Origin of the sequence: Evansella tamaricis, assembly GCF_019042215.1 — a bacterium.
In the GTDB taxonomy this organism is placed as follows: domain Bacteria; phylum Bacillota; class Bacilli; order Bacillales; family Salisediminibacteriaceae; genus Evansella; species Evansella tamaricis.
This window is the reverse complement of record NZ_JAHQCS010000178.1, coordinates 132,889-147,066: the sequence shown is the minus strand read 5'-3', so window position 1 is coordinate 147,066 and position 14,178 is coordinate 132,889. Positions and strand designations below refer to the sequence as shown.

The 14,178-nt window shown below is 37.8% G+C and carries 17 protein-coding genes; all 17 read left to right on the top strand.

Translation table 11 applies throughout. The annotated features are described in order from the left end of the window. Positions 1–3 precede the first annotated feature (3 nt). The 17 genes from KS419_RS22670 to flhF all read left to right on the top strand — a co-directional run bounded on the left by KS419_RS22670 (position 4) and on the right by flhF (position 14,178). The gene (locus KS419_RS22670) at positions 4–573 is read left to right on the top strand and encodes a MotE family protein (RefSeq protein ID WP_217069202.1); all 570 of its coding nucleotides are present in this window, start codon (positions 4–6) and stop codon (positions 571–573) included. Positions 574–604: 31 nt separating this feature from the next. Next, positions 605–1,828: a flagellar hook-length control protein FliK gene (locus KS419_RS22665; RefSeq protein ID WP_217069200.1), complete on the top strand. Its 1,224-nt coding sequence runs from the start codon at positions 605–607 to the stop codon at positions 1,826–1,828. A gap of 14 nt (positions 1,829–1,842) precedes the next feature. After that, a complete protein-coding gene (flgD, locus tag KS419_RS22660) occupies positions 1,843–2,298 on the top strand; it encodes a flagellar hook assembly protein FlgD (protein WP_217069198.1) in 456 nt (151 codons plus the stop codon). 24 nt (positions 2,299–2,322) lie between these two features. Continuing rightward, positions 2,323–2,709: a TIGR02530 family flagellar biosynthesis protein gene (locus tag KS419_RS22655; RefSeq protein WP_217069196.1), complete on the top strand. Its 387-nt coding sequence runs from the start codon at positions 2,323–2,325 to the stop codon at positions 2,707–2,709. A gap of 79 nt (positions 2,710–2,788) precedes the next feature. Next, complete coding sequence (locus KS419_RS22650; RefSeq protein WP_217069194.1) at positions 2,789–4,006, top strand: flagellar hook protein FlgE; 1,218 nt, start codon at positions 2,789–2,791, stop codon at positions 4,004–4,006. A 139-nt stretch (positions 4,007–4,145) separates the two neighbouring features. Beyond that, positions 4,146–4,379: a flagellar FlbD family protein gene (locus KS419_RS22645; RefSeq protein ID WP_217069192.1), complete on the top strand. Its 234-nt coding sequence runs from the start codon at positions 4,146–4,148 to the stop codon at positions 4,377–4,379. Further along, positions 4,376–4,810, top strand: a complete 435-nt coding sequence (fliL, locus tag KS419_RS22640; protein ID WP_217069190.1) for a flagellar basal body-associated protein FliL — start codon at positions 4,376–4,378, stop codon at positions 4,808–4,810. Before KS419_RS22645 ends, fliL begins: the two co-directional genes overlap by 4 nt. A gap of 40 nt (positions 4,811–4,850) precedes the next feature. After that, positions 4,851–5,846: a flagellar motor switch protein FliM gene (gene fliM / locus KS419_RS22635; protein WP_217069189.1), complete on the top strand. Its 996-nt coding sequence runs from the start codon at positions 4,851–4,853 to the stop codon at positions 5,844–5,846. Continuing rightward, complete coding sequence (gene fliY, locus KS419_RS22630) at positions 5,839–7,047, top strand: flagellar motor switch phosphatase FliY (protein ID WP_217069188.1); 1,209 nt, start codon at positions 5,839–5,841, stop codon at positions 7,045–7,047. The genes fliM and fliY overlap by 8 nt, the downstream gene beginning before the upstream one ends. A 34-nt stretch (positions 7,048–7,081) precedes the next feature. Continuing rightward, complete coding sequence (locus KS419_RS22625; protein WP_217069186.1) at positions 7,082–7,444, top strand: response regulator; 363 nt, start codon at positions 7,082–7,084, stop codon at positions 7,442–7,444. A gap of 22 nt (positions 7,445–7,466) precedes the next feature. Beyond that, positions 7,467–8,162, top strand: coding sequence for a flagellar biosynthetic protein FliO (locus KS419_RS22620; protein WP_217069183.1), 696 nt, complete (start codon positions 7,467–7,469; stop codon positions 8,160–8,162). Then, positions 8,159–8,845 (top strand): flagellar type III secretion system pore protein FliP, encoded by a 687-nt coding sequence (fliP, locus tag KS419_RS22615; RefSeq protein WP_281419874.1) that lies wholly within the window; start codon positions 8,159–8,161, stop codon positions 8,843–8,845. The genes KS419_RS22620 and fliP overlap by 4 nt, the downstream gene beginning before the upstream one ends. Before the next feature lie 14 nt (positions 8,846–8,859). Continuing rightward, entirely contained in the window at positions 8,860–9,129 is a 270-nt protein-coding gene (gene fliQ / locus KS419_RS22610) for a flagellar biosynthesis protein FliQ (protein ID WP_217069181.1), read from the top strand. A 4-nt stretch (positions 9,130–9,133) separates the two neighbouring features. Continuing rightward, complete coding sequence (gene fliR, locus KS419_RS22605) at positions 9,134–9,910, top strand: flagellar biosynthetic protein FliR (protein WP_217069179.1); 777 nt, start codon at positions 9,134–9,136, stop codon at positions 9,908–9,910. A 3-nt stretch (positions 9,911–9,913) separates the two neighbouring features. Further along, complete coding sequence (gene flhB / locus KS419_RS22600; RefSeq protein WP_217069177.1) at positions 9,914–10,993, top strand: flagellar biosynthesis protein FlhB; 1,080 nt, start codon at positions 9,914–9,916, stop codon at positions 10,991–10,993. 33 nt (positions 10,994–11,026) lie between these two features. Next, positions 11,027–13,069, top strand: a complete 2,043-nt coding sequence (gene flhA / locus KS419_RS22595) for a flagellar biosynthesis protein FlhA (RefSeq protein ID WP_217069176.1) — start codon at positions 11,027–11,029, stop codon at positions 13,067–13,069. Further along, positions 13,066–14,178, top strand: a complete 1,113-nt coding sequence (gene flhF, locus KS419_RS22590; protein WP_217069174.1) for a flagellar biosynthesis GTPase FlhF — start codon at positions 13,066–13,068, stop codon at positions 14,176–14,178. Before flhA ends, flhF begins: the two co-directional genes overlap by 4 nt.

The following is a 14,178-nucleotide window of genomic DNA, read 5'->3' as shown; positions in this document are numbered from 1 at the left end:
AGAATGAGTAAAGACGAAGTTCAAAGTAAATGGCAAGTATTTTTCATGTTAATCATCATACCCGCTATATTTGCAATTATCCTAGCAGTTGCGTTTTTGAACTTTTTTGATGTGAATGTTGGGGAAACATTGAAAAAGACTGTTACCTTCTTGCCATTTGTGGAAGATACAGAGGAGGTAACTCTTGACCCCATCGAATACGAAGAGACAATAACTCAATTACAAGACGAAAATGCTAACTTTTTATCAACAATAAATCAGTTAGAGCAGCAAATTCAACAAAAAGAAGAGTTAATTACTGATTTAGAAGCACAAGTCCAACAATTATTAAATACCGAAGAAACGGAACAGGACCAGGAAACCACTACTGAAGAAAACCGTGCAGAGTTGAGTGATGTGGTGAGAACTTTAGAAACAATGACCGCATCGAAAGCAGCACTAATTGTAAGTGAGATGGCTGAAGATGAGGCAGTAATGTACTTAAGGATCATGAAGTTGGATTCACGTGCGCAAATATTAAGCAGGGTTGATCCTGGAAAAGCCGCGGAATTAATAAGTAAATTATCAAATTAGTATTAGATTATTGAAAGGGGGTGAGATAAAAATGAGTGGGGCGATTAATGTATTTTTGTCACAAATGGTACAGCCAAACTGGAATCCAAACGGAGAAGGTCATCATTCTGAGGGGGAAAAAGACACTTCCTTCTTAAAGATTTTAGATGGTTTGTATTCCAACAATGCTGATACACAGTCTAAACTTGCACCAATACAAACTGAGAATAGTGGTGGAGAGGAACTACAGGAGAAGCTTCAAGAACTTTTGTTGGAAAACGAACTCTATCACCTATGGAACGAAGACTTAGAAAGCAATGAGATCTATACTACTTTTCTAAAGTATGTGGAGGAATTGACTGGATTATTGGATCGAGGTGAGGATTTAGAAGAGTTCGTTACATCTATCGGTTCAAAGGAAGATCCTCTTCATCTCCTTGCATTAATAAGTGCATTTACGGTTATGGAGGAAAACGATAGTTCCAAATTTGATTTAACAGAGATATCGCAAATGATCACCGTTTTAGAACCCTTAGTCCAACAGACATTTTTCATTAATGTCGTTGAGGGAGACAGGACGATGTTTCGTCCTTTAATGGAACAAGTTATTCACTATTTAAAAGAGCCGATACCTGTGGAAGGAAATCGTCAAACTGTAAGTCAACTGGACCAATTGCAAAATATGTTCAATAGAAAAAGCAGTTTGAACAATTTACTCGGGGGTCTAGAAAAAAGTCGTCAAAAAAGCACTGAAAAACCTATCTTTTTCTCAATGGATCATAGTAATTCCCATATGTCCAAGGTACAGCAACTTTTTCTCCATAGTGGAAATCGTGGAGATAAAGTCTCGGAACAACAAATTTTTCGTCAATTTCAACAGGCATTAGACCGTAGTCAATTTCAGCAGTTAAGTAATGGGATAAAGCAATTAAGTATCAAACTACATCCTCAGTCCCTTGGGCGGTTAGATATAACAATTCAACAAGTGAATGGGGTCATAGTAGCGAAAATGATGACAACCACCACTGTTGCCAGGGAACTGCTTGAAGGTCAAATGAATCAGTTAAGACAAGCTTTTCAAACTCAGCAACTTCAAGTGGATCGAATCGAGGTAACTCAACAACAGACACAGCAAAACACCCTTAGAGATCAACAAGGGGAACAACGGGGTCAACAACAACAATCGCAAAAACCCCCACATGAACAACAAACAGAAAAGGAAGAAGACGATGCCTTTTTCGATTTTTTACAAGAAACTATTAATCTGGAAGTTTAAAGAAGGTGAAATTAGTGACAAACTCAATTACAAACAGCCTGTATCTTTCAGACTACCAGATGCGACAGCAACAAAGGAATACAGGGGATTTAGATAAGGACGCTTTTCTTAGGATTCTCATTACTCAACTACAAAATCAGGACCCCCTTAATCCAATGGAAGATAAGGAATTTATTGCACAAATGGCTCAATTCACAGCATTAGAGCAAATGACAAACATGAATACGAACTTGCAAAAATTTATTGATCAACAACAGCAATCCCATTTCATCTCACATAGTGAACTAATCGGGAAAGAGGTTTCTTGGGAACGGGAAAAGATGGGGGATGATGGTGTACTTCGGAAAGAGAAAATGGAAGGCGTTGTCACAACTGTGAAATTCAAAAATGGATTGGCTGAGCTATTAATTGATAATACGTATACGATTTCAGTTAAAGATGTTCAATCAGTTACGAACCCCAATTTGTAGTGAAGAAAGATGGAGGTGTGGATAATGAGTTATAAAATTATGCCCCATCACCTGCAGCACGGCCCTATAAAACCCGCTGCACCAAAAGTAAAACCAGGTAATGTAACTTCTTCAACATTTGAATCTGTATTACAGAAGACAATGGAGAGTGCAACAGGAATAAAAGTATCCAAGCATGCAGAAAAAAGATTGCAAGAGCGGGGTATTCATATCAGTTCTGAAACCTGGGAACGAATACAGGAAAAAGTGGTGGAAGCTAGCCGAAAAGGAGTTAACGATTCCCTCGTTATTACCCATAATGCTGCCCTGGTAATCAGTGCCAAAAATAAAACTGTTATTACAGCAATGGACCGGGAAGAAGCTCAGGCACAGTTATTTACAAATATAAATGGGGCTATTTTAATGGATTAAAAAACGGCTGGACCGAAAGGAAGCCGTATGCTGTTGAATGAAGGATACAGCAACTAATGATCGGAGAGGAGTTTTTAATATGTTACGTGCCATGTACTCTGGAATAGGCGGAATGCGAAACTTCCAGACAAAACTGGATGTTATCGGAAATAATATTGCGAATGTTAATACCTTTGGTTATAAAAAGGGGCGAGTAACATTCCAAGATCTCGTCAGTCAACAACTTTCTGGTGCAAGTACCCCGACAGAAAATCGAGGGGGAACAAACCCAATTCAAATGGGGCTTGGAAGTACGTTAGCATCGATTGATACGATACAAACACAAGGTTCTCTTCAAACAACAGGAAGAGATTTAGATATTGGTATTACTGGAGATGGATTCTTTATCGTAAATGATGGAAATCAATCCAATTATACTAGAGCTGGAAATTTCTACCTCGATCAGGCCGGTAATTTAGTGACGGCAAATGGAATGTTTGTTCAAGGGTACGGAGTAGGTGCAAATGGGAATATTAATGAGGCTGGTGGTATAGGTAATCTTGCAATATCAGCAGGAATGACAATGCCTCCACAAGCTACTACTGAGGCTCTTATTCGTGGAAATTTGGACTCGGAATTGGCAACAGGTGAATCAAGAAGAGTGGAATTTTATGTGGTTGATGAAATTGGAAGACCTCACCTTATGGAAGTTACGTTTACGAAGGACAATAACAACGAATGGTCCTATACTATCTCTTCTGACAGTGCAGAAGTTACTGGGGGAACGAATGGAACGTTAACATTCACAAGTGGGAATCTTGCGAATGACAATACGACGTTAACATTACAGTTTAATGATCCAAATATTAATAATGTTACTTTTAATCTCAACCTTTCACAAATTACACAATACGACCGTAACTCTAATGTGGATATTTACCAGGTGAACGGAAATATTGATGGAACACTGGAAAGTTTTAATATATCTAGTACGGGAGAGATTAATGGCGTTTTCTCGAATGGAGAGGTCCGTCTCTTAGGACAACTTGCCCTTGCTACCTTCAATAATCCAGGTGGACTAACGAAATCAGGTGACAATACGTACCGAGTTTCGAATAACTCCGGGATGCCACAAGTAGGTTTTCCTGGAGATGGGGGAAGGGGTTCCTTAACTGGGGCGGCGTTAGAGATGTCAAATGTGGATCTGTCAGAGGAATTTACAGAAATGATAGTTTCCCAACGGGGGTTTCAGGCAAATACGCGAATCATTACTACTTCTGACGAGATCCTTCAAGAACTTGTTAACTTAAAACGATAATAGTATAAATTCCGTTTCAACAAATTAATTAGCAGTGTCAAGTTATAAACGGCTTAGTGGAAATCACTAAGCCAACCCATTTATTAAAAAAAGGGGGGGGAGGGCTACGGCATTTAGAAGGGTGTAGCCACACTTAGATATGATTCAATTAACAAGACTAAACAATCAGACGTTTACTTTAAATGCGTTATATATCGAACAAATACAAGCATTTCCTGACACAACCATTACATTAACAAATGGTAAAAAGCTTGTTGTAAAGGAATCAGAAGATGATGTGGCAGTAAAGGTACAATCCTTTTATCAGCAGGTCGGCCTCACCTCCATTCAAATAAAGGGGCAATGGAATACACAGGAGGGTGAGAAAAAGTGAAAAAAAATCGCCTCCTCAGTATTATGTTAATCATTCTTGTTGCCATGTCACTCCTTGGGGTTTTAACCCTTGTTCTATATACCCATTTTTTTCAGGAGACTAGTGCACAGGAACAAGAAAGAACGATTGATGATATATTAAAAGTTTCGTATGAAACAGATCAAATTACGACGAATCTCTTATCTAATAATGTCATTCGTACTCAATTTGTCATTGAAATGGATAGTGAAAGGGCTAGAAATGAGATTCAAAAAAGAGACTTTCAAGTGGAAAATATCATCATTCAGGAACTCTCAGATTTAAAGGAAAGTGATTTCCGCGGATCAGATGGTATTCGGCAAATTGAGGATCAAATTCAAAAAAGAATTAATGAAATCATGCAGTCTGGTTCGGTCATTAATGTCTATATGAACCAACGAGTGATTCAATAAAAAGCCATCAAGAGTGGAACAAAGGAGAGGTGGTTCTAGGGTGGCAGATGTATTATCCCAAGGGGAAATAGATGCTCTATTATCTGCATTATCAACTGGCGAAATGGATGCAGAGGAACTGAAGAAAGAAGAATCAGAGAAAAAAATAAAAGTATACGATTTTAAGAGAGCTTTACGTTTTTCTAAGGATCAAATCCGAAGTTTAACAAGAATACATGAGAATTTTGCCCGATTATTGACAACACAATTATCAGCACAGTTACGGACATTTGTACAAATTTCCGTAGCGTCCGTAGATCAGTTACCATATGATGAGTTCATTCGTTCTGTTCCGAAGATGACTTTATTAAACGTGTTTGAGCCAACACCACTTGATGGTAGATTCGTGATGGAAATTAATCCGAATGTAGCATACGCCATGTTAGACCGCATGTTGGGAGGCCAAGGAAAAGCTGTAAATAAAGTGGAAACATTAACGGAAATTGAAACGAAAATACTCTCTCAGCTTTTCCAAAAGAAATTAGACACTTTTCGAGAAGCGTGGGAATCGGTTGTGGATATGGATCCTTATATGGATGAATTGGAAGTAAACCCACAGTTTCTACAACTCGTTTCTCCTAATGAAACGGTCGTAGTAATTTCCCTTTCAACAGTTATAGGGGAAACGTCGGGAATGATAAATATTTGTTTACCACATGTGGTCATAGAATCGATTTTACCAAAGCTATCAGTTCATCTCTGGATGCAACAAAAGAAAAAGGAGCGTGAACCAATAGAATTGGAATCGATCAAGTCTAATGTAAAGAAAGCATCATTGGATGTGGTGGTGGAACTAGGAAAGTCACAGATTACGATTCAGGAATTTTTAAATCTTGATCGAGACGACATCATTGAATTGGACCAATTAATTGAAGATCCATTACTTATTTGTGTAGGAGAACATCCAAAATTTCTAGGACAGCCTGGTAAAGTAAAAACAAAAATAGCTGTTCAAATAACTGATCACATGATAGAGGGGGGAGAAACGAATGAGTGATGATATGTTATCACAAGAGGAGATCAACGCCTTGTTAAATGGGTTTTCAATGGACGATGAGGAAAGTAATGATAATAAAGCATTACTGACAGAAAATTATTTATCTAGTATCGAGACCGATGCAATTGGAGAAATCGGGAATATCTCCTTTGGAAGTGCTGCTACAGCACTATCCACTTTACTGAATCAAAAAGTGGATATTACAACACCAAAGGTTTCCATTGTTAAAAAAGATGAGTTACACCTCGAGTTTCCAAAACCTCATGTAGCGATCTCTGTGGAGTATACATCTGGTTTTCAAGGAATGAATTTACTTGTCATTAAAACAAAGGATGCAGCTGTCATCGCAGATTTAATGTTAGGAAATGACGGTACTAATGTAAATGAGAACTTAGGGGAAATGGAAATCAGTGCTGTACAGGAAGCAATGAATCAAATGATGGGTTCCGCATCCACTTCCATGTCTACTATCTTTAATAAACGGGTAGATATTTCTCCTCCGGGAATTGATGTTTTAAATTTGCAAAATTCACCGGAACATCATTTTTTTTCTGAGGAAGAGGATGTCATTGTCAATATATCCTTCAATCTAAGAGTTGGAGATATTATAGATTCAAAGATCATGCAGTTAATTCCAGTGAATTTCTGTAAAAAATTAGTAGAGCAACTAATGAATCCAGAAGGAAATTCGGATTCGATCCAACTAAAGGAGGACGAGAACGAAAAGCAGGGTGTGAAAAAAGAAAATGTGCCACCGGAGGAAATGGAGGTTATTGGTGATATGAGTGATAATCATATGTACCTTGATAATCGAAATAATCGAAATGACCGGGCAGAAGTAAATCAACATTTAACATCAAGTCCAAGACAACCGGTACGGTCTGCAAATGTTCAACCAGCTGCTTTTGCAAGCTTTAATCCCACTTCCCTTGGGGAAACAGAAACGAAGAATTTAGAAATGTTATTAGATATTCCATTGGAAGTGACGGTGGAATTAGGAAGAACGAAACGTTCCATCAAGGAAATTCTTGAATTAGCTCAAGGGTCTATCATTGAACTGGATAAACTGGCAGGTGAACCAGTAGATATTTTAGTGAACCATCGTTTGATCGCAAAAGGAGAAGTAGTTGTCATTGATGAAAACTTTGGAGTTAGAGTAACGGATATAGTGAGTAAAACAGAAAGAATCCGTAAGCTTTAAGTGTATCCAGTTATTTACAGAGGAGGATATTCAGATGTCAGTAAAAGTATTAATAGTTGATGATGCAGCATTTATGAGAATGATGATAAAAGATATTTTAACAAAAAATGGATTTGAAGTAATAGCAGAAGCGGGGGACGGAGCGCAAGCAGTTGATATGTATAAGGAACATTCCCCTGAACTAGTAACTATGGATATTACTATGCCTGAAATGGACGGCATTACCTCTTTAAAGGAAATCAGAAAGCACGATCCTAATGCAAAGGTCATCATGTGCTCTGCTATGGGACAACAGGCAATGGTAATAGATGCCATCCAAGCAGGTGCAAAAGATTTTATCGTTAAACCTTTCCAAGCAGAGCGTGTATTAGAGGCAATTAATAAAACATTAGGATAATTGCTCTAAAGGAGTGTGTCATTTGAACAGAAAGATATATATAAAACCAGTCATCATTGTTATCACACTTATCCTTCTTCTGTTTCCAACCACCGTTTTTGGTGAAGTAAATTGGAATACTGGAAATGGAACAGTTGGTAATATGTTCAACGGAGAAAGGGATTTAGACTTAGGCGAAACGGATGCAGATGATGTTCCACCTTACGACAGTCTTGAAGAAGAAGAAACAAATCAAGAGGAACTAATGGGGGGAGGGACGGACCAGAACTTATTCTTCTTGTCTTTACAGATGTTTCTGGCATTGGCTTTTGTCATCGTTCTAATCTATGCCCTTCTGAAATTTATCAATAATCGAAGTCGTTCTTTTCGAAATAATTCTACGATTGAAGGAATCGGAGGGGTAGCTTTAGGATCCAATCGATCCGTTCAAATGGTTCGAATTGGGAGTAAAATTTTTATAGTTGGTGTTGGGGATACAGTGAATCTATTAAAAGAAATTAATGATCCAGATGAGATTCAAAATTTACTGGACGATCAAAGGTCCCATGATGTTTTGGAACAACCGGTTACGAAACTGACCAACTGGGTGAAGGAAACGTTTTATCGATCTACAGTTACGGAGGATAAGTCGTTCCAGTCCCTTTTTAAAAAGGAGTTAAAAGGTGTCAAGGAGTCACAAGAGAAACTTTACTCCGCCTTGAAGGAGAAAGATAAATGATAGAGATAGTTTCTATGATACAGATTCCTGCTCTAGATATATTCAGTGAAGAGCCTGGAAATCTCACAGCTACTGTGCAATTATTACTTCTATTAACAGTACTATCACTAGCACCAAGTATTTTAATATTAATGACTTGTTTTACGAGGATTGTAATTGTACTTTCTTTTGTCCGTACGGGTCTGGCAACCCAGCAAATGCCTCCAAATCAAGTAATAGTTGGTCTCGCACTATTTATTACATTTTTTATTATGGCTCCTGTGTTCTCAGAAGTGAACGAAATGGCATTACAGCCACTTTTTGAAGGGGAGATGTCGCAAGAAGAGGCTTTCGATGCGGCTGCATTACCTATTAAAGAATTTATGGCAAAACACACGAGGGAAAAGGATTTAGCGTTGTTTATGGGGTATGCAGGATTGCCGCGGCCTGAAACGTTAGATGATATTCCATTAACTGCGATGGTTCCCGCATTTGCAATAAGTGAATTGAAAACAGCTTTTCAGATTGGGTTTATGATTTTCGTACCCTTTTTGGTAATTGATATGGTTGTGGCAAGTGTTCTAATGTCTATGGGAATGATGATGCTTCCCCCTGTCATGATTGCTTTACCGTTTAAAATTTTACTTTTTGTCATGGTTGATGGGTGGCATTTAGTTGTCCGTTCTTTACTATTAAGTTTTTAAAAGGTGTGATGTCAATGTCATCTGAGATGGTAATTTCGTTAGCTGAAAGAGGGATATTCACTGTGTTGGTAATCGCTGGACCACTCCTGATTACAGCACTGGGAATTGGCTTGATCGTTAGTATTTTTCAGGCTACAACACAGATTCAAGAGCAAACTTTAGCATTTATTCCAAAAATAGTTGGCGTACTCCTTGCACTAATCATTTTCGGACCTTGGATGCTTTCCCATGCACTAAGTTTTGCCCAGCAAATCTTTAGCAACTTGCATCAGTTTGTAGGGTAAGGGAATGTTAGAGTTATTTCAGTGGTTTCCGGCATTTCTATTAATTCTAGTACGAATTTCAGCATTCATGATCACATTGCCTTTTTTCTCCTATCAGAATATCCCAGCTTCTATGAAAGTGGGACTATCAGTTTTTCTTTCATGGATTATGTTTTTTAGTGGAGATTGGCCACTATTGGAAGTGAACTATTATTTCTATTTATTAATTATAAAAGAAGTACTTATGGGATTATCGGTAGGGTTACTGGCGATGGCCATGTTATATGCAATCCAAGTGGCAGGTGGATTTATCGATATAAAAATGGGTTTTATGATCGCTAATGTTATCGATCCGCAAACAGGTGCCCAGAGTCCTTTGACGGGTGGATATTTATATACGTTTGCTCTCCTATTTTTATTAGCAACCGATGCTCATCATCTTCTCTTGGACGGGGTTTATTATAGCTATCTTTTTGTTCCGATGGATCAATTGTTTTTGCCATTTGGTGATCGAAACGTTCTTAACTTTGTTGTAACAAGTTTTAATACAATGTTCATTATTGCCTTTCAAATGGCGATGCCCCTTGTTGGATCTTTATTTTTGATCGATGTTGCATTAGGAATTATTTCCAGAACGGTTCCACAGGTCAATGTATTTGTGGTGGGACTGCCGTTAAAGATCATTGCAGGTTTCATTATGCTGTTTTTGGTAATGGCACCATTTTTCGTTCTTGTTCAACACCTTATTGAAACAATGACGTTAACAATGCGTACGTTGATGCAACTTTATGGAGGGATTTAGAAAATGTATCTCTCACTAGATTTACAATATTTTTCTCAAGAGAAAACAGAGAAAGCAACTCCTAAAAAACGGAAGGAATCAAGGGATAAAGGTCAGGTAGCAAAGAGTACCGATGTGAATACTGCATTTATATTATTATTTGTTTTTTTATCATTTTTGTTCATCGGTCCATTTGCATCAGAGCAACTCCTTTCAATTATGGGATTTAGCTTTCAAGAATATTTGCTGCTCGAACTGACGGAAGAGAATGTTCAGGCAATGTTTTTAGAATATACTTACCAGGCAGTCATGGTAGTGGCGCCTATCATGTTTATCGCCATGATTGCAGGAATCTTCAGTAATTATCTTCAAGTTGGCTTTCTTATTGCTCCAGAGGCAATAAAAATGAAATTAGAAAAAATAGACCCCATTAAAGGGGCAAAACGTATTTTTTCCATTAGGGCTTTAGTGGAATTCTTAAAATCAATGCTCAAGATAATCTTAGTTGGAATAGTATCCTTCAGTATTTTGTGGGTGTATATAGATGATATTTTAAAGCTCTCCATGTACTCGCTCAAGGATGGAATCCGAATGGTCGGAAATCTAACCGTCTATATGGGATTAGGGGTAGCAATACTGTTAATTTTTTTAGCGGTGCTCGATTATATGTACCAAAAGTACGATCATGAAAAAAATATCCGAATGTCTAAACAAGACGTGAAGGATGAGTACAAGAAAACAGAGGGGGATCCCCTCATTAAGTCAAAAATAAAAGAAAAACAGCGTCAAATGGCTATGAGCAGAATGATGCAGGAAGTTCCAAAAGCAGATGTTGTGATTACAAATCCTACTCATTATGCCGTTGCATTAAAATACGACAATAGCAAAATGGAAGCACCAGTAATCATAGCAAAAGGTGTTGACTATATCGCACTAAAAATTATTAGTATTGCAAAACATAATGATGTTATTACGGTTGAAAATAGACCATTAGCCCGGGCACTTTACAGTCAGGGGGAGATTGGTGACCAAGTACCAGAAGAACTGTTTAAGGCGGTTGCTGAGGTGCTCGCATATGTGTATCGAATACAAAACAAAGTATAACGATACACGATGTTGGGGGAAGGAGAGGGTAACATGGCAGTCAGAGATTTTAGTATTTTATTAGGAGTTATCCTTATTGTCATCATGTTAATTATTCCTCTTCCAACTGGAATGATTGACTTCTTAATTATTATTAATATATCAATTGCCCTATTAATTATTCTAGTCTCCATGAATACAAGGGAGCCGTTGCAGTTTTCTATTTTTCCAACTCTACTGTTGTTGATCACTTTATTCCGGCTTGGACTAAATGTTTCTACCACGAGGGCGATCCTTGGAAATCAGGGAAATGCAGGGAATGTAATCGAAACTTTTGGACAGTTTGTTGTTGGAGGGAATGCTCTAGTAGGATTTGTTGTTTTTATTATCTTAATTGTTATCCAGTTTATCGTTATCACCAAAGGGGCGGAGAGGGTTTCCGAAGTTGGTGCCAGATTTACACTGGATGCAATGCCAGGAAAACAAATGAGTATAGATGCTGATTTGAATGCAGGTATTATCTCAGACATTGAAGCGAGAGAGCGGAGAAAAAAAATAGAACAAGAAGCTGATTTTTACGGTTCCATGGATGGTGCCAGTAAATTTGTTAAAGGGGACGCCATAGCAGGGATTGTCATCGTATTAATAAATATTATCTTCGGACTAGTGATAGGAATGATGCAGGAGGGACTAGCGATAGGAGAGGCTGCTGGGAAATATACACTTTTGACGGTTGGGGATGGTCTTGTCAGTCAGATTCCAGCGTTACTTATATCAACTGCAACAGGTATTGTCGTCACTCGTGCTGCCTCGGAGGGAAATCTCGGGCATGATATTACAAAGCAATTATTGGCTTATCCAAAGATGCTATATGTGGCCGGTGGAACCATAGCCTTATTAGGATTCTTTACTCCAATTGATTCCTTCGTAACAACGATTGTTGGTGGTTTATTGGTAGTGGGAGGATTTTTACTGATCCGAAACGATTCAAAAGTTGAGGATTTTCCCGATGGGGACGGAGAACAAGAGGAAATAGAGAATGAAATAAAATCACCTGAGAGTGTCGTGAGCCTTTTACAAATTGATCCCATTGAATTTGAATTTGGATACGGATTGATTCCATTGGCAGATGCAAATCAAGGGGGAGACTTATTAGATCGTGTAGTGATGATTCGTAGACAATTGGCCATAGAAATGGGAATGATTGTTCCGGTTATTAGAATCCGTGATAATATACAACTTCAGCCAAACGAATATTCTATTAAAATCAAAGGGAATGAAGTGGCAAAGGGAGAACTCTTACTGGATCATTTTATGGCGATGAGCCCAGGGGTAGATGATGAAAATATTGTAGGAATAGAAACACTTGAACCTGCCTTTGGTTTACCAGCTATTTGGATATCAGAAGACTTGAAAGAACAGGCAGAGTTAGCAGGATACACCGTAGTGGACCCTCCCTCGGTCGTATCCACCCATTTAACCGAAGTTGTAAAACGGCACGCACACGAATTAATAGGAAGACAAGAAACAAAACAACTGATTGACCATTTAAATGAAACATATCCTACTCTTGTGGAAGAGGTTACTCCTAATCCCTTGTCAACCGGAGAAATTCAAAAGGTATTGAGTCACCTGTTAAAAGAAAAAGTGTCCATTCGAAATCTGCCGATTATCTTTGAGACATTGGCAGATTATGGACAAATGACAAAAGATACTGATTTATTAACAGAATATGTAAGACAATCTTTGTCCAGGCAAATTACAAAGCAATATGTGCCAGATGGAGAAACATTATATGTGATTACAGTAAGTGGAACGGTTGAAAAAATGGTTGCAGATGCCGTTCAGCAAACAGAACATGGGAGTTTCCTTAACTTAGACCCGTCTACGATGCAGACGATTATCGAACATACCATGGGAGAAATTGATAGAATGCAAGAAACGGGTCAAATGCCAATTATATTATGTTCTCCTGCTGTGAGAATGTATATTAGGCATTTATTGGAACGGTACATTCCACAAATACCAGTACTTTCCTATAATGAATTAGAGTCACATATTGAAGTTCAAAGTGTCGGGGTGGTGAATGTCTCATGAAGGTAAAAAAAATAATAGCCAATACAATGCCGGAAGCTATGACAAAGGTAAAAGAAGAATTGGGAAGCAATGCAGTTATACTCAATTCAAAGAACATTGATACAGGTGGATTTCTAGGATTCTTTACTAAGAAAAAAATAGAAGTTATTGCTGCCATTGATCCAAAGCCTCAGCCGAAGGAAAGGAAGAAATTAAAAGGACAGCAAAATACCCTTTCATCTTCAGCAAAGAGAAGATCAGAACAAAATAATAGTGAGTGGAAGGATGAAATTACTGAGCTAAAAAAAATGATTCAACATCAAAGGTTGTCCATGGAAAACTACCCTGGTTATTTAAAGGAATTAAATGACATTCTTTGCTCCCAAGAAATTGGAGATGTACACCGTATTAACATCATGGATAATCTGGTTAAGCGGTGGTATTCACAATCGGGAGAAAGAAAAAGTGAAACGGAATTATTACATTGGCTAAAAGAGGGGTTAAAGGAATACATTCAATCCATAGATTGTGGTCCATTTTCCTATAATAAACGATTTTTAAACTTAGTTGGTCCAACAGGTGTAGGAAAGACAACGACTCTAGCAAAAATTGCAGCAAAGGCTGCCCTAGTGGATAAAAAGAAGGTAGCATTTATTACGACCGATACTTATCGTATTGCTGCAATTAATCAACTAAAAACTTATGGAGAGATTTTAAATGCGCCGGTGGAAGTGGCATATTCAGTGGAAGACTTTCAGTTGGCGAAGAATAAATTAAAGGATTATGACTTTATTTTAGTTGATTCAGCTGGGAGAAATTTCCGAAATACTATTTATGTAGAGCAACTACGTAAAGTAATCGACTTTTCAAATGAGATGGAGACACATCTAGTTCTATCCCTCACTTCAAAATATCGTGATATGAAAAAAATAATTGAGCAGTTTCAATTGATTGAAATTGATAAAGTCATTTTTACAAAAGCAGATGAAACGGATACTTTCGGTGTTATGGTTAACGTCTTTGCAGATTATAAACTTGGATATTCCTATATAACAAACGGACAAAACGTTCCCGATGATATTTTAGTGCCAACATCGGAAATGGTGGTCAATCATGTAGTAAGGAGATGA

Coding starts and splice junctions, on each gene's coding strand:
- KS419_RS22670 (WP_217069202.1), top strand. CDS start 4: ATGAGTAAAGACGAAGTTCAAAGTAAATGGCAAGTATTTTTCATGTTA.
- KS419_RS22665 (WP_217069200.1), top strand. CDS start 605: ATGAGTGGGGCGATTAATGTATTTTTGTCACAAATGGTACAGCCAAAC.
- KS419_RS22655 (WP_217069196.1), top strand. CDS start 2,323: ATGAGTTATAAAATTATGCCCCATCACCTGCAGCACGGCCCTATAAAA.
- KS419_RS22650 (WP_217069194.1), top strand. CDS start 2,789: ATGTTACGTGCCATGTACTCTGGAATAGGCGGAATGCGAAACTTCCAG.
- KS419_RS22645 (WP_217069192.1), top strand. CDS start 4,146: ATGATTCAATTAACAAGACTAAACAATCAGACGTTTACTTTAAATGCG.
- fliY (WP_217069188.1), top strand. CDS start 5,839: ATGAGTGATGATATGTTATCACAAGAGGAGATCAACGCCTTGTTAAAT.
- KS419_RS22625 (WP_217069186.1), top strand. CDS start 7,082: ATGTCAGTAAAAGTATTAATAGTTGATGATGCAGCATTTATGAGAATG.
- fliP (WP_281419874.1), top strand. CDS start 8,159: ATGATAGAGATAGTTTCTATGATACAGATTCCTGCTCTAGATATATTC.
- fliQ (WP_217069181.1), top strand. CDS start 8,860: ATGTCATCTGAGATGGTAATTTCGTTAGCTGAAAGAGGGATATTCACT.
- fliR (WP_217069179.1), top strand. CDS start 9,134: ATGTTAGAGTTATTTCAGTGGTTTCCGGCATTTCTATTAATTCTAGTA.
- flhB (WP_217069177.1), top strand. CDS start 9,914: ATGTATCTCTCACTAGATTTACAATATTTTTCTCAAGAGAAAACAGAG.
- flhA (WP_217069176.1), top strand. CDS start 11,027: ATGGCAGTCAGAGATTTTAGTATTTTATTAGGAGTTATCCTTATTGTC.
- flhF (WP_217069174.1), top strand. CDS start 13,066: ATGAAGGTAAAAAAAATAATAGCCAATACAATGCCGGAAGCTATGACA.